Annotated in this window: 19 protein-coding genes and 1 pseudogene; all 20 read right to left on the bottom strand. The window is 44.1% G+C overall.

Annotated features, from left to right (window positions below):
- Positions 1 to 51: 51 nt before the first annotated feature.
- The 20 genes and pseudogenes from Nant_RS02560 to Nant_RS02470 all read right to left on the bottom strand — a co-directional run bounded on the left by Nant_RS02560 (position 52) and on the right by Nant_RS02470 (position 15,487).
- Entirely contained in the window at positions 52 to 918 is an 867-nt protein-coding gene (locus tag Nant_RS02560) for a cobalamin-binding protein (RefSeq protein WP_162224918.1), read from the bottom strand.
- Between the two features lie 202 nt (positions 919 to 1,120).
- Entirely contained in the window at positions 1,121 to 2,104 is a 984-nt protein-coding gene (gene acuI, locus Nant_RS02555) for an acrylyl-CoA reductase (NADPH) (protein WP_054340084.1), read from the bottom strand.
- Between the two features lie 121 nt (positions 2,105 to 2,225).
- Complete coding sequence (locus Nant_RS02550) at positions 2,226 to 3,347, bottom strand: ABC transporter permease (RefSeq protein WP_054340083.1); 1,122 nt, start codon at positions 3,345 to 3,347, stop codon at positions 2,226 to 2,228.
- On the bottom strand, positions 3,337 to 4,260 hold the full coding sequence (locus tag Nant_RS02545; protein ID WP_054340082.1) for an ABC transporter ATP-binding protein: 924 nt from the start codon (positions 4,258 to 4,260) through the stop codon (positions 3,337 to 3,339). Before Nant_RS02545 ends, Nant_RS02550 begins: the two co-directional genes overlap by 11 nt.
- The gene (locus tag Nant_RS02540; RefSeq protein ID WP_082400033.1) at positions 4,257 to 5,276 is read right to left on the bottom strand and encodes an HlyD family secretion protein; all 1,020 of its coding nucleotides are present in this window, start codon (positions 5,274 to 5,276) and stop codon (positions 4,257 to 4,259) included. The genes Nant_RS02545 and Nant_RS02540 overlap by 4 nt, the downstream gene beginning before the upstream one ends.
- A 103-nt stretch (positions 5,277 to 5,379) precedes the next feature.
- A complete protein-coding gene (gene msrA, locus Nant_RS02535; protein WP_054340081.1) occupies positions 5,380 to 5,877 on the bottom strand; it encodes a peptide-methionine (S)-S-oxide reductase MsrA in 498 nt (165 codons plus the stop codon).
- 90 nt (positions 5,878 to 5,967) lie between these two features.
- Positions 5,968 to 6,483, bottom strand: coding sequence for a lipocalin family protein (locus tag Nant_RS02530; RefSeq protein ID WP_054340080.1), 516 nt, complete (start codon positions 6,481 to 6,483; stop codon positions 5,968 to 5,970).
- 34 nt (positions 6,484 to 6,517) lie between these two features.
- The gene (locus Nant_RS02525; RefSeq protein ID WP_054340079.1) at positions 6,518 to 7,783 is read right to left on the bottom strand and encodes an NAD(P)/FAD-dependent oxidoreductase; all 1,266 of its coding nucleotides are present in this window, start codon (positions 7,781 to 7,783) and stop codon (positions 6,518 to 6,520) included.
- A 189-nt stretch (positions 7,784 to 7,972) separates the two neighbouring features.
- Positions 7,973 to 8,098, bottom strand: a pseudogene (locus Nant_RS21655) (cupin); the annotation flags it as partial.
- Between the two features lie 37 nt (positions 8,099 to 8,135).
- On the bottom strand, positions 8,136 to 8,534 hold the full coding sequence (locus Nant_RS02520; RefSeq protein ID WP_054340078.1) for an ACT domain-containing protein: 399 nt from the start codon (positions 8,532 to 8,534) through the stop codon (positions 8,136 to 8,138).
- A gap of 789 nt (positions 8,535 to 9,323) precedes the next feature.
- The gene (locus Nant_RS02515) at positions 9,324 to 9,791 is read right to left on the bottom strand and encodes an OsmC family protein (RefSeq protein WP_054340077.1); all 468 of its coding nucleotides are present in this window, start codon (positions 9,789 to 9,791) and stop codon (positions 9,324 to 9,326) included.
- 137 nt (positions 9,792 to 9,928) lie between these two features.
- Positions 9,929 to 10,339 carry a lysozyme inhibitor LprI family protein gene (locus Nant_RS02510; protein WP_054340076.1) on the bottom strand — a complete coding sequence of 137 codons (411 nt, stop codon included), beginning with the start codon at positions 10,337 to 10,339 and terminating at the stop codon, positions 9,929 to 9,931.
- A gap of 43 nt (positions 10,340 to 10,382) precedes the next feature.
- On the bottom strand, positions 10,383 to 10,712 hold the full coding sequence (locus Nant_RS02505) for a hypothetical protein (RefSeq protein ID WP_054340075.1): 330 nt from the start codon (positions 10,710 to 10,712) through the stop codon (positions 10,383 to 10,385).
- An 82-nt stretch (positions 10,713 to 10,794) separates the two neighbouring features.
- A complete protein-coding gene (locus Nant_RS02500) occupies positions 10,795 to 11,253 on the bottom strand; it encodes a hypothetical protein (RefSeq protein WP_054340074.1) in 459 nt (152 codons plus the stop codon).
- A 96-nt stretch (positions 11,254 to 11,349) separates the two neighbouring features.
- Positions 11,350 to 12,294: a hypothetical protein gene (locus Nant_RS02495; protein ID WP_054340073.1), complete on the bottom strand. Its 945-nt coding sequence runs from the start codon at positions 12,292 to 12,294 to the stop codon at positions 11,350 to 11,352.
- 130 nt (positions 12,295 to 12,424) lie between these two features.
- A complete protein-coding gene (locus tag Nant_RS02490) occupies positions 12,425 to 13,081 on the bottom strand; it encodes a DUF5625 family protein (protein WP_054340072.1) in 657 nt (218 codons plus the stop codon).
- A gap of 121 nt (positions 13,082 to 13,202) precedes the next feature.
- Positions 13,203 to 13,676: a GNAT family N-acetyltransferase gene (locus Nant_RS02485; protein ID WP_054340071.1), complete on the bottom strand. Its 474-nt coding sequence runs from the start codon at positions 13,674 to 13,676 to the stop codon at positions 13,203 to 13,205.
- 129 nt (positions 13,677 to 13,805) lie between these two features.
- Complete coding sequence (locus tag Nant_RS02480; protein ID WP_054340070.1) at positions 13,806 to 14,612, bottom strand: SDR family NAD(P)-dependent oxidoreductase; 807 nt, start codon at positions 14,610 to 14,612, stop codon at positions 13,806 to 13,808.
- Between the two features lie 60 nt (positions 14,613 to 14,672).
- Positions 14,673 to 15,026, bottom strand: a complete 354-nt coding sequence (locus Nant_RS20930) for a MerR family transcriptional regulator (RefSeq protein ID WP_076496020.1) — start codon at positions 15,024 to 15,026, stop codon at positions 14,673 to 14,675.
- Between the two features lie 125 nt (positions 15,027 to 15,151).
- The gene (locus Nant_RS02470) at positions 15,152 to 15,487 is read right to left on the bottom strand and encodes a hypothetical protein (RefSeq protein ID WP_054340069.1); all 336 of its coding nucleotides are present in this window, start codon (positions 15,485 to 15,487) and stop codon (positions 15,152 to 15,154) included.
- Positions 15,488 to 15,569 lie beyond the last annotated feature (82 nt).

The following is a 15,569-nucleotide window of genomic DNA, read 5'->3' as shown; positions in this document are numbered from 1 at the left end:
CGATAAGCTATGAGGAAACAGGAAGAAGAAGAGCGTCTAGTCTAAACAAATCTATTCTGAGCGAACCTTGTCTAAAAGAATACAAAGCTGCTTAAGCCCCTGCACACTGCGTAGGGTAGGCCGGCTAATGAGATCCGCATCCAACGTATAGAGATGTTGTTGACTAACCGCCGTGATTTCCGGCCATGCCTGCCAGCGTTGCCGCCAATCCACTGGTGTACCCTGCTGTGGCGCCACAATAACATCAGGGTTAAGTAACAGAATACTTTCAACACTAGTTTGTGGAACCACTTCTAGCTGCTCAGCAAACAGGTTGACGCCACCACACAGGGTAATCATTTCATTGATCATCTGCTGTTTATTGGCCGTCATCAAAGGATCATTCCATAACTGATAAAACACATTCACTGTTTTATTATGCTGATAACGCACTTTCGTGTGCATTATCTCAGACTTAAAATCCGCTATTAAAGGCACGGCTAACTCAGACTGACCCGTCAGAACCGCCAGATCAGCCAGTGTTTTACTAACCCCTTCAAGCGACTGGCTGGACGCACGGTAAACCACCACACCCAGCGATCGTAACAGTGCAATAACCTCTGCAGGGCTTCCCTTATCCCAGGCCAACACCAAATCGGGTTCAAGCGTTAAAATCACTTCGGCACTGATCTCTTCTGCACCGCCAATACGAGGAATTAAACGCGCCGCTTCAGGATAATCACTGTGCTCCACGGTGGCGATAATCCGCTCTCCCGCCTGCAACGAAAACAACAATTCAGTCAGGTGTGGTGCCAGCGTCACTATACGCTGCGCCGAATGATCCAAGATAACTTCTTGCCCCGTATCATCAACAACCGACAACGCCTGTGTCACAGACGATAAAGAAAATAATAAAATGAACCAAAGCGGATAAAACACGATAGCAGGGCTTCCGATTAAAATTGCTGATAAAACATAGACTGTTAATAATGCTCCTATCATAACCAACAAAGCCGCCCTGCTCATAACTTTCGTTAATCACAGGACGGCTTTGGCACATCACTGATGCTTATTAGTTGACCCTGAATAACAGGTTCTTAATAGTTAATCTTGCATAACAGCCCTTTAGTAAAAGGAGATTTTATTTATTCACGTCGACGATAGTCCGGCCCTGAATCTGACCGTTAACAATTTTCGCGGCATACTCCGGTACATCATCCAGACCAATAACCTGACTAATCTCACCCAAAGCGGTGGCAGGTAAATCTGTTTGCAAACGATTCCACGCCTTAATTCTACGCTCAACCGGACACATAACAGAATCAACACCCTGCAAACGCACATTGCGCAAAATAAACGGCATCACGGTTGTTGGCAATTTAAAGCCCCCCGCCAAACCACACGCCGCTACCGTCGCATTGTAATCCGCTTCGGCTAAGATCCGCGCCAGCATCATATCACCGACGGTATCGATACCACCGGCCCAACGCTGACGTTCTAATGGACGCGCTTTCTCGCTCATCTCTTCACGCGTCAGGATAGTCGTTGCACCCAAACCACGCAGATAGGGTTCTGTTTCTGCACGGCCGGTAATCGCCGCAACTTCGTAGCCCAGTTTCGCCAAAATAGCTACGGCAACAGAGCCTACACCCCCGGCGGCACCCGATACAACAACCGGGCCTTTATCTGGCGTTACGCCACCCTCTTCAAGCGCCATTACACATAACATGGCCGTAAGACCCGCCGTACCAATAGACATAGACACTTCAGGAGACATACCACTTGGCAAAGGCACCAGCCATTCAGACTTGAGACAGGCTTTCTGCGACAAACCACCCCAGAAGCGTTCACCAACACTCCAGCCCGTTAACACCACCTGATCACCGGCTTTATAAGCATCACTTTTACTTTCCGCTACCGTACCGACCAGATCAATACCCGGCACCATCGGAAACTGGCTGACAATTTTTCCGGTTCCGGTAATCGCCAAACCATCTTTAAAGTTGATAGATGAGTATTTCACATCCACCAGAACATCTTCTTCAGGCAGATCGCTAACATCCAACGTTTTGATCGCGGCTACCGTTTTACCTTCGACTTGATCCAGAACCAGAGCTTTAAACATCACAATCTCCTATTTGTCTTACAATTTAACAAATACTAACATTGGTTGTTAACCAGTACCATCAAAGAACATTATGCTTAAGTATCAGAAAGCTGTTTTTAAGCAAGATTACCAAAAACACTCAATCCAGGTGTTTTGAAAAACGTAAGCTGGCCACCAACAAACCCAAACATGTAAAACCCAGCAACCAAATAGCATCCGCACCCAGCGACATCACTTCCGCATCTCTGAGTATAATCGCCCGTGACATCCGCATAAAGTGAGTCGCAGGTAACGCCTCTGCTATCCATTGCGCGGCTATCGGCATGGCTTCATAGGGGAACATAAACCCCGAAAGCAAAATCGAAGGTAAGAGTACAAATACCGTCATTTGCATGGCTTGCAATTGCGTTTTAGCGATAGTGGAAATCACCAGTCCCAGCGTTAAACTGGCGCAGATAAACAGCATTGAGGCCAACGCGATAGAGTCCAGCCCGCCACGAATAGGTAGCGCAAATATCAGATGACCCATCGTCAGAATAATCAGCACCTGAATAAAGCCCACCAGCACATAGGGCAAAATCTTGCCTAACATTAACTCCAACGGCTTGACCGGTGTGGTAATCAAAAACTCCATATTGCCCTGCTCACGCTCACGTACGATAGCCGCAGAGGTAAACATCACCATGGTCATCGTAAGAATCACACCAAGCAGCCCGGGGATAATATTAACGACAGAGCGTTGTTCCGGATTAAAATACTGCACCACCTCAAAACTCGGCACTGAGGTTTTCACGGCTCGACCAGCCACCTCATCCAGTGGCATCTGTCTGAGGGAGCGAATCGCCGCGGCCAGGACCGTATCGGAACCATCCACCAGCCACTGCCCCACAGGCTCAGCCATGTATTGCCCCCCACTAAAACCCGGATGGCGAATAAGCCGCTCACCCAGATCTGGCGGTAAATACAGCACAACTTTTACTTCGCCCCGCGTAATGGCCGCTTCAGCCTCGGGAAGACTGGCGTAGCGGGTCGTAAAATCGACTACCTGCGTGGCTTTAATGGCTTGAATCAGAGGGCTGCTGTAGCTACTGCCACTTAAATCTACCAACCCTGCGGGTAAGTGACGGGCATCCGTATTAATGGCGTAGCCAAACAACATCAGCTGCACTAAAGGAATCATCACTATCATGCCAAACGTCATGCGATCACGGGAAAGCTGGCGTAACTCTTTAATGACGATCGCCAACATTCTACGCCACATGTCGATCTCCGGTGCAGGTAACAAAAACATCCTCAAGACTCGGCCTGACTTCAGCCAACGATCGACCGCTAACACGAGATTCAAGCCACTCCTGAGGATTGATAACGTCGCTGCGAATCAAGATGCGTAACCGGCTGCCGATCTGCGCAACAGACATCACCGCAGATTCACTGATCAGCTGCTGCTTAAGTGTGCGCAGATCATTACCGGTCACTTCAATTACCCGCGCACCCATCGCGTCCATTAATGCCTGCGGCGAGCCATCCGCTCGTTTAGTGCCCCGCTCAAGAATCGCCAGATGATGGCAGCGCTCCGCTTCATCCATGTAATGTGTTGATACCAGAATCGTGGTGCCGACAGCACATAAGTCAAACAACCGCTCCCAGAACTCACGACGGTTTTGCGGATCGACCGCTGACGTAGGCTCATCAAGAAACAATAATTCAGGCCGGTGCACGGTAGCCGCTGCCAGTGCTAAGCGCTGCCTTTCCCCACCACTCATGGAACCAGCCATCTGTTTTTCGCGCCCCAGAAGATCATAAAGCGACAACAGCTCATCAATACGCTGGCGCGCTTCCTTACGCCTTAAACCGTAAATCTGTGCAACAAACTCCAGGTTCTCCTGCACTGTCAGATTCTCATAGAGGGAAAATTTCTGGGTCATATAGCCTATTCGCCGCCGCAGCTTCTCTTCAGCGCCGGGCAAGCTTTCACCTAACACCCGAATATCCCCAGATGTCGGCCGCAGTAATCCGGTCAGCATACGAATCGATGTCGACTTACCGCAGCCATTAGGACCCAAAAAACCGTAGATACTCCCCTGGGGGATGGCTAAATCCAGATGATCAACCGCCGCTACATCACCAAACATACGTGTCATGCCGTGGGTCTCTATCGCAAATTCAGCCGTCATTCTGGCAGCCCTACTTCCAGCGCCATACCGGTGTGTAAGTCTTTATCTGCTTCAGGAAGATCAATATCGGTCAGATACATAAGACGGGCGCGATCGCGCTCATTTAACGCATAAAAGGGGGTATAAGCAGGCTGGCTACGGATGTTACGGACAACGCCTTTAATCGCAGTACTACGACCATCCACCCACACATTAACGACACTTCCCGGCTTAACCCTATCCAACCAGGTGGCAGGCAAATACACACGAACATAAGGATTGTTGATCGCCAACAGACTTACCAGCTGTGTCCCTGCCGCCACCCGATCGCCCACATGCCAGGGTAAAATATCGACCACGGCATCCTGAGCAACACTCATGTTTAAATCTGACAAGGCCTTGTACTCGCCTGCCAGCTTAGCCCGCACGATATCGACCGCCGCCCGCGCCTGATCCAGCTGTTCGCTACGCGTGCCGTTTTGTAATGCTTTTAAGCTCTGTTGCGCCTCCGTCTGCTTAGCAATAGCCGTATCGCGGGCAACAATAGCGGCATCTAAATCGGCCTGAGTCAGCACTTTGGTTTTATACAATCGCTGCGTGCGCTCAAAGCGCTGCTCAGCCTCTTTCAGCGTAGCCTGAGCGCCAGCAACGACGGCTTGCGCACGGCCAATATCCTCAATACGCGCACCTTTGACTAACTCGGCTAACTTAGCATTCTCTTCAGCCAGCTCCGCCTTATACTGAGCGACACGCGCATTCTCTGCAGTGCTATCCAGGGTTAGCAAAACATCGCCCGCTTTAACAATTTCGCCTTCGCTTACATTAACCGTCGCGACCCGTTCAGCCACAGGCGATGTCAGTGTAAGACGATCCCGATCAACCGTTCCAAACACCCTGGGTGCGTCTTCCGAGCAGCCCGTCGTCAATGACACCAGGAGCAAAATCGACAACATCACCAAATAGTTAAAAGCGGCGGTTATAAAACCTGACGGCCGGACATCTACATTCCCTTTACAGCACCCAATACGTAGGGACATGGCAGATCCTCAGTGAATATTCATCTATTGATAAACAGTCTAATGAAAATCCGCCAGTAAAGGCAGCCGTTAAATGATTCAAAGATAAGCGTAAAGCCCGATGCTAGCGTGCTGGCAGCACCCAGTTGGGGCGTGGAAAGTGACAGGTATAACCACCGGGAAAATGCTCAAGATAATCCTGATGCTCAGGCTCGGCTTCCCAGAAATCACCCACCGGTTCCAGCTCAGTCACCACCTTACCCGGCCATAAACCTGAAGCGTTTACATCGGCAATGGTCTCTTCAGCCATGGTTTTCTGTTCGTCGTTCACATAATAGATCGCCGAACGATATGCCTGTCCCTGATCATTACCCTGTCGATTAGGTGTAGTCGGATCATGAATCTGGAAAAATAGTGCCAGAATATCGCGATAAGAGACCTGAGCCGGATCAAACATAATCTCGATACCCTCTGCATGCGACCCGTGATTGCGATAGGTGGCATTGGGCACATCACCGCCGGTATAACCGACCCGCGTCGCGTCAATGCCCGGCAGTTTGCGAATCAAATCCTGCATACCCCAAAAACAACCACCTGCCAAAACTGCGCGTTGCTGTGCCATGAGTGCTTCTCCGTTGATTGAAAATCTATATGATTAAATATGAACAAAAGGTTTTTAGCCTATTTTATTTCTGCTCACTTTTATTTTTGATCACTTTTTTTGATCAACAAAAATCAGCTGTTTGGTATCAAATCCGCGCTGCTTAGACATTGCCACAAACTTTTCTAACAACTCAGGCGCTACGCTGGGCGTTCTCGATAACAACCATAAATAGGACGTGTCCGGGCCTGAAACGAAGGCATATTGATAGTTTTCTTTATCCAAGTCGAACACAACGTAGGAGCCATAAAACGGGCCGAAAAATGATACTTTCAAATATGCCTCATCCTCTGCATTGACAAAATAGGCTTTACCTTGCGCTTCTTGCCACTCCCCATCCGTTTCAGAAAAACCGCGATTCAGAACAGACACACCCCCATCCTCACGCACACTATAGTCAGCAGAAACTTGCACCAAACCTCTTTCAAAAGAATGATCTAACCTGGCAATTTCGTACCACTTACCCAAATACTTGTTTAATTCAAAATCATTTACCGGCTTAACCGATTCCGGCATGCCCAAACAACCGCTGAGCAACAAAGTCATAATGATCAATATGTTCTTCATATTACCTCCAGAGATTTAATACCCGGGTCCACAATCAAAACCGATCGACACGGAAAGGATGTATATCGACGACGGGGTCTTTCTGACTAATCAGATCCGCAATAATTTTTCCGGTAATTCCCGACAAGGTCATACCAAGATGACCGTGACCAAAGGCATAAAACACATCCTTGTCTTTTGCCGACGGCCCTATCACTGGCATTGAATCCGGCATCGAAGGTCGGTAGCCTGTCCACTGCGAATCATAGTCATTTAACTGAGGTAACAGTGTCTTAACGGTATCAGCGATAAGCTTAACTCTTTTGGGATTAGATGGATTATTAAGCCCTCCCAGCTCCACCGTCCCTGCAGCCCGCAGCGCCGTGTCCATGGGTGTCATATAAAAACCGACATCATCCCAGCCAACCGGCCGGCTCAGTAGCTCCTGCGCACCGTTGTACATAACGTGATAACCCTGCTCTGTATCCAGAGGTACGCTATCGCCAATTTGCGAGGCAAACTGTTTTGACCAGGCACCCGCCGCGACCACTACCTTGTTGCCCTGAATATTTCCGTTATCCGTGTCGACACTTAATTCAGTAGCACTTACGCGTTTAATGTGAAGCACCTTACCCGTTACAATCCGCCCTCCTTTTTTTCTCACGGCATCCCCCATTTTCTTAAGTAATAGCAAAGGGTTACGAACGTGGTAGGCATCATTAAAAAGCAGGCCTCGATGGTAAATCGGATTAAGATTCGGCTCTAAATCAGAAATATCACCCTGACTCAGTTCCTGAACAGGAATCCCATTACGCCGCCTCAGTTCAATATCAGTCCGGGCGTTAGTAAAGCTTTGCTGGCTACCATAAAGATACATAGCCCCGTTAATATCTAAGAGTTCATGTGCATCAGACTCCTTAAATATAGGTTCGAAAGCGCCATTAACCTCGGATAACAGTATCCCTAATTGCCTGGCAATATCCTCAACTTTATTGGGCGTGCTGGCGAGTAAAAATTTGCATAACCAAGGAGATAATCTGGGGAGATACGACCAACGGATAGACAATGGGCTCTGCGGGTTGAAAAGCAGACCCGGGACCTGTTTAATAATCCCAGGCGTTCCTATTGGGATATTCGCATACGTTGCAATAGTACATGCATTGCCATAGTAGGCGCCCTCCGTAAAGGGATCCTGATCAACCAAGGTTACCTTATGCCCTTGCCGCTGTAGCCAGAGAGCGGTAGCGACGCCAACAAACCCCGCGCCGATAATCACTACATCGTGAGAATCTTGCCCCACTTCGGAAGTATTGCGATTCATTATTTATCTCCAACTCACTCGGTATTACACAACAGACGTTAGTGATTGAGGATCGACAATACTTTTTTAAACAACCAGTATCAAGGACGATCAATAACCCGTTTTATATCGACGAAAATTTCACAGCCAATATGTACTGGCTGGATGAAAGTGCGAGTAAAAATAGCGTGCCTATTCATGCTTGAGGGGATTGCCGTGCCACTTATAAGACTGATCTGTCCAATGCAAACGCGTCGTGATACCTTTCATATTTGCGACGTTTTTGGCACCCCAAGCGCGTTCAGATTTGAAATCTTTACTTCTAATTATTTCCACGACACTTCCACATTATGAAGAGCGTATAACAGTCTGCTTAGCAATCAAACTCATTTAAAGCCTCTATAGCCATGTCGGCTTTTTCGGCTTGTACAAATATATGATCGTGGTAGTAAGCCGCTATCACGTTAGCGCTGATACCTTTTTCTGCTAGCTTATTTGCAACGGCAGCCGTTAAACCAACAGCCTCAAGACTAGAATGAACCGTTAATGTTATGCCTTTAAATACGCCCTCATATTTCAGATTAGCTTTTTCTGCATTATCTTTTGTTACCAAAAGCGTTAAACCTTCAGATTCAAGATATGAAGCTAGGGGTGAAATTTCAGTATAATCACCATATTGCGCACCGCGAATTGTACAAAAAACATATTCTTCATCTAGAAGTATGGGCTCCATTGAAGCCAGCAACTTAATTAAATCTATCTCACCTGCCACAATAACCTCCTTAATAACTAACAGTCTGTTTCTGAGAAAAACTTCCTCATAATTATTATTATCGAGAACCCCTATAATGTCCCATGGGAATTAACCCCTAAGCTAATAGCCTTTAAACATATAAACCGGATCAAAAATAACACAACATATCCACAGCTGCACAATGCAAGACCCTAGGATTTTCGTAGATAACGTTCAAGTGACGGAAAAAAGGTAAAAACTGCATATCAGCAAGCCTGTTGGGGTCTCGGGCTCATTAGAAGCCGAAGACCTGATGAGACAGATCTGTGCGAATTCCATCAGGGTCAGAGGTTTTAATAACTTCACCCCAAGGCCGAATGTAGGGAAGCAACCTTTTTCTAATCACCTGAAAATTTGTCTGGCAACACGGGGCGGACCATATGTGTCCCCTAGGATTCACTATAAAAGGCGTGCGGTAGCGGGTCCAGTAGAGGCCGTTTGTTGGGCCGGAACGATTTTTTATAACTTTGATACCTGTTGCTACTATTATGCAGCTAGTAGCGGCAAGTGCTTTATTTTATGATAACGCAGCGACATTGAAATACACGACTTCAGCTATTTCATTGGTAGTTTTTTTGATATGGGCAAGCTTATCTCTTGCAGGCTCAGGGTATGACTCATATTTATTCTTTACTTCAACATTCATTTTATTTTTTCACCAATGCCGATTTACACATAATGCGCTATTAAGAGGATTATAATTGTTCGCTAAAATGTGAAGCAAAGCGAAACCTAGCCAACGGTTAAAAGCCCTGCTTGAATGGTTTGTTAGGCAATAATTTCCGTGACAATTTTAGTTTTCACTGAATTAGCAATAAAACATTGCGCATGTGATTGATGATGCATTTTTTCAAGTTGTTCCATCGTCGGTTTTTTATCACCGGAAAACTGAACATGAGGCCTAAGTGTAACTTTAGTCATTGAAATATTGCCATCGCTATCTTTTTCCATGATACCTACAGCATCGTCGACATATGAATCTACAACGTATCTTCTTTTCGCGGCAACTGATAAAAAGAATAACATGTGACAACTAGAGAGTGACGCTACAAAGGCCTCTTCTGGATCAACATTTTCCTCAACAGAATAAGGCAAAGGAACAACGTGTGGCGAAGATGACGCTTGAACCGTTGCACCACCATCAAAAATCCATTCATGCCCTCTACTGTATTTATTATCAATATAATTTTCATCACTGGATCTCGCCCAATTAATTTTTGCAAAATACTCTGACATTATATAACTCCATAATTATGACGAAATCGCCTAACGCCGCCATAAGCGGAAAAATATAGCGGGCTAAAATGTTTGAGGCACAAAAAACAGCCCACTGTAAATTTTCCGGTTAATTGCCTTGTATGGCTGTTCAGCCACTAATATAACTCTGGTTCGGGCAAAACGGGTGGCGTACTATCCATGTAAGTAAGAAAATTTTCCCAAATTTCGTGTGTTCGCAGCTTTGTGATTTTAGTTTTACAGCTTAAATGCATCACACCTCTAATTGTCCCTTCTCGCCACATAGTATAAATTGAGTCGCAATGTGCCTCAGCATATAATGACCATGATTTTTGGGCTATATCAATCGATTTAATCAATTCAGAATCATAACTATTGTGTTCTTTACTTTTAGTTAAATACGTCGCCATTTCAAGCTCTGAGTTTCTTAAGTCAACTCCAGCACAGTAATTAATATCAATAGTCGTTATTGCCTTATTACAATCAAAGTCATCACTCATGGCGAAAGTTGAGTAGATACTTATAATTAGGAAGATAAATTTATTCATTGGAATCCAATTAGTAAATAACGCTTGCAGCAGGGGCACGACGTCAGGAGCGTCCCTTGCCTGCACTTGTTAGGTTTGAAATGAACCAAGCAATCAGCCATGCGACCACTACCCAAAAAATCACAAGCACAACGTAACCAAAAACCGTTGGGCCACACCACCCCCATCCACAGTGACCATTATTCTGGAGCAATCCGGGAATTCCTATACCGTTCAAGATGTAAACTGGTATGGCCTGGGCGAGCCCCAAAACAGCATACGGTGCGGTCAGATAGGCTGGCAAATTGTTTCGCCAAACGACATAGGGAAGCCAAATCCCCGCATATGCTACAGCGATTACCAAAAGCGCCTTTATTGTTGTGCGTTCAAACATCTATCATATACCTAACGCCGCAATGACGGCTGCGCAGTAGACGGAATTCCCAGCGAGGCACGAGCGATAGTTAATTGCTTTGTTAGCGATGAAATAGCTTTGCGGTTTTGACATTAGACTCACCAAGTATTGCCTTAAGCTGACCGGCTACTTTGTCCATAGCTTCAAAGCCTTCCAGCTTAGTTTCGCCGCCACCAGAGCTATGTATGATAATAGATTTGATCTTGCCGTGGATAGGCTGAAGAACAGCTTTTGTAATGCTTTCGACCTTCAAAGAACGAGCTTCATTGAAGTCTGATACTGATATGATGTCAGGGTTGATTTCTAGGGAGATTTTACTGTTGTTGGCATCCCAGCATTTGAGTTCTTTGATCTTCTTAAAGCCTAAATAGACGAAGAAAATACCTAGCAAAAACTTCCAATCTTCTTCAAGGGCCATGGCATATGCGAAAGTTGCCCCAGCTGCAATAAAGGCTATGCCGATGGCGACTATTTTCAGTTTGGTGCGCCTTAGAAATTGTCTATCGAGTTTGAATATCATATCAGTACTTTGCTTCCATGCAGATCGCTAACGCTTTGCTCAGCGGAAAAAACGAGCGCGAGCGAGTAGTTTTTCCGATGCAGCACCTTGTTAGACTTATTTAATGGTTTTTCGCAGTAAAACTAAATTATCCAATACCAGATTAGACGACCAAATAAATTCAGCATCAGCACCTTTTGTGTCAAATACATCTAAGAAATTCATGAATGATTTTTTGTTTCTCACTCCAACGGTATCATTAGTAAAAGTTGCAGCGGCAGGCCATGCACTGTCATCAAAGTCAGGTTTCATCCAGTCTCCAGCAACTGTCCAATGGGCTGCTGACGTTTTATCTGCATCAGTTACTTTCTGTTTGTTACAAGCTGAGCTATCGCGCACAGAGTTATTTATTACCAAACAATCTCTATTAACGATGGGAGAAGTATAAAAAGTTTGAGCTTTCCAACTATTGTCTGTAATAGCTACAGTCTGGCCTTTTGCGTCTTGAAAATGGGCAACTAAGCCGCCATCGCCAGCATGAAATTTAGTACCACGATTGTCTTCCATTCCTAACCCAAGCGTTTCTTCCCAGTCCACCATCTTTATAGCGATAGTTAACGGACGATCAGCTTTAAAACGCACAACATTAGAATTAAATGGCGTGAAAACAACGGGATCGACAGCAATTAGGATTCCGTTTATGTATAGCTCAAAGTAATTATCAGGAAATATATAAGCCGTAAATTCCTCTGTACCTCCCGCATTAATAACTGGCACATCATTTAGGTCCAATTCAGCGAGTGATTTTAACACCTTGCCACCACATTGGTTAAACAGATCTTCTGCTTTAGGAGTTGTTTCATAGTTATTTTCTGCAGGTACAATCCACACTTTTCCATCTTCTGATTTTATTTCTCCAACAGCACTAGGGCGAGATTTTCCACCACAATCAATCAAGCCAGCATGTGTTTGAGTTGCAGGGCCCATGGTGAAAGTTGGTTGTTCTGCCATAGCCGATGTTGTTAAAAAAACGGCACCAAAGATGAGTGAATATTTTTTCATACTTTGTCCTTTAATAAAATAATTAAAATGAAGGAACATTATTGTTTGACTAGTTTACGTCTACATCACGTTTCCAAAGAAACACTATTGGTAGTTTTTACTATAATGAATGTACATACTCACTTGAAATCTAACGCTCGGCTAACGGGAGCGACGCTGCGCAGCTTCCCGTTGATCCGCTTGTTAAGTGCCTAATATACCGAATTATCAAAGCTAGAAGAATAGTACCGCCAACGAAGGGTGCTATAAATAGATTAAATAGCATGCCCCAGAACATGTATCCGGTATGCCACGTATCCCCGCTTTTAAAATTGTAATTTATAGAGATGTAGCTTCTAAATTTAGCAAACTCAATATTTGGATGATTTATGCTAATTGAGAATCGGTATTTTCCTGGGGGTACTTTTATTTTTCCAAGGCAACGATAGACTTGAGCCTGAGACCAACCACAAGAATTTAAGGCTACTAAACTAGTAGATTTTACCAAAGTATCTTCTTTATGTAATGACCAAGCAACGTCTAACGGTATGCCATTTTCATCACTGTTGGTCATATTACCCAATACGCCTTTCAAATATTCAAAGTCTTGTTCTTCGCGGTCAAATAGCAGTTTGATCTGATAAGTTTGCTCCATAGGTATATCCACATCAAACATCGAATTAACAGGTTGACTCAAATTAATAGTTTCTTTTAACGGTGCTTGTGAAAAGTGCTCAGTAAATAAATGAGTAAAAAATGCATGAACTGAAAGCAATATTATAGTGATTATAGCTGACCGATTATTCATGACTCTCCTTAGCACTTAACGCCCAAATAACGGGCTAAGTAATGGTTGGCTAAAATTGTGTAGCGAAGCGAAACGTAGCCAACTGTTACGAGTCCTTGTTGATTTGCTTGTTAGCAATGATTTACGACAATGCTTGTCTCATTTTTCGACCACCTACAGGATTTAAACCATTTTTTTGGTAAAAATTTAACGTACGCTCAAATTCAGGTAATGGCGGAGTACATAATTCAATACACGACCAATTATGTTTTTTACCATAGCCTTCGACTTGCTCAACTAACATTGAACCTACACCAGAAGCCCTGAATTCAGGCGAAACATAAAACTCTTGGATTAAACCGATTTTACCACCAGCATATAATGCATATGTTTCTGTCATCGTAACGACTGCAACTGGGTTGCCTTCATAGACCCCAATAATTGCAGCATAGTGTCCATCACTAATTAGTTCATTACAGCGTTGAATAGTGCCATTGAGATCAATATCGAAATGCTTTGTGTTTGTTAGTTCACAGATTTCAGTTGTAAGCTCTACAACTAAAGATCCAATTACTTCAGAATCCTGAACGGTAGCTTCCCTAAATTTGATTTCCATGCATCCTCTCGATTATTTCTAATGCCTTGCTAAGCGGCGAAAAATTATTGGCTAAAATAAGCGTGGAGCGAGTAAAAGCCAACTGTTTTTTGTCCGTTTGAGCAACTTGTTGTTAGGCGATTCTTAAAACTAAGCTGATTTTCCTAATACATTATCCTTAAACATGTTCGCAACTATTTTGACTGTCATTTTACGTGAAACTAATCGGGGTATTAAAGAGACTAGGTAATTAATTGTTCCCGATACTGTATACATTCTATTTTTTGTGTAAGCCGTGAGTGCGGAGCTGACTACCTTGCTTGCAGGAGCTAAGTTCATATTGGTTGTATCAGCATTAGCATTTTCCATAAAACGAGACTCTGTAGTTCCAGGACACAAGGCCATGACGCGAATATTTGTATCTAATAACTCCCCTGTAAGAGCCTCTGAAAAGCTTAATACAAAAGCTTTAGATGCACCATAAACAGTTTGGTATGGTAGAGGTTGAAAAGAACCAATAGAAGCTACGTTAATAACTCCACCACTATTTTTATTTATCATTGTAGGTAAACATAAATGAGTAAGTTCTACTAATGCATTAATATTTAACATCAACATTTCATGATAAGTTTCAAAGCTCTCACCAGAAAACTCACAAAACTTTCCAAAACCCGCATTATTGATCAAATAATCAACCGACAGGCCTAAATCATTTATTTTTTCAAATAATTTTCTAGAACCATTTAATTCACTTAGATCGGCAGGAATAGTTTTAACCCAAATATTCGTATGTTCAGACTCTAGCTCTTCCGCTAAATTTATTAGGTCGCTATGCGTTCTAGCTGTTAGGATTAAATTAGCCCCTTTACTAGCAAGTTGTTTCGCAAACTCTTTCCCAATACCAGAAGATGCGCCTGTTATTAACATGGTTGTGTTTTCAAAATTCAGTTTTTTCATTATAAATCATCCAGTCAGCTAATTAAAAACTAACTGTATTCCTTCCCCTTTGGGGGAAGGTCAAGTGAATTCTTTAACTAAATCCACTTTAAATTCCTTCAAATTTTCCATTTTGAGTAAAAGATCCTCAGCTTCTTGTTTTAGATCTGATATTTTTTTATCTATTAGTCGATAAACCAAATCAATAGGAAGTTTCTTTTCCTTCGTTTTTTTAGACACTATATCTTTGATTTCAAAGAGACTAAACCCAAGAGTTTTGGCACGACAAATCATACTTATGACGATTACATCATGGTCGTTATAAATACGATAGCTACCTTTTCTGTCTGGAGGCGTTATCAAACCAATTGACTCATAGTGCCTAATAGCTTTACGAGTTGCTCCCGTCAGTTCAGAAACACGACCTATTAACATAGTAACCCTCATGCGTGATGGAATAGATGATCGCCTAACGCCGCGTTAACGGGCTGGAAAACCGCGCAGCGGTTTGGAAGTCCAGGCCAGCTTGCTGGCCGAAGTTGAACGCTTTGCTGTGTGTTTTACGCTCCAATTTTCACCACCGCATTTATTAATGGGACAAAGAAGATGAGTAGCCCTATAAGAACTCCTGCCCTCAACATGCGATGTGCTTTGGCAACTAAAGTGGATAGCTGAGAATCAGCTACCTGCTCATGACAACCTTTAACCCAAAGTGTATTTAGAAAGCGAACGTCTGCCATGAGGTGGTATACATTTTTATAATGGGCACCAAATATTTCGACACCTGACGCATTAGAGCAATCGACTATTGCAGCGAGTACGTGCAAATATTTGATCAGGAAAAAGCCCATACCGACCAAAGACGCTAAGAATAGAATTACGATTATTGACTCCATGCTTCCTCTTTACACATAACGTCGCCAACAGTAGCGACTAAATGTGGCGGCCTATTTTTGGCCGGCGCGTTTAGGCGTCCGG

The organism is Neptunomonas antarctica (assembly GCF_001305295.1).
GTDB classification, from domain to species: Bacteria; Pseudomonadota; Gammaproteobacteria; order Pseudomonadales; family Balneatricaceae; genus Neptunomonas; species Neptunomonas antarctica.
Note: the sequence above shows the minus strand (reverse complement) of the source record. Positions and strands in the feature narration are given on the sequence as shown.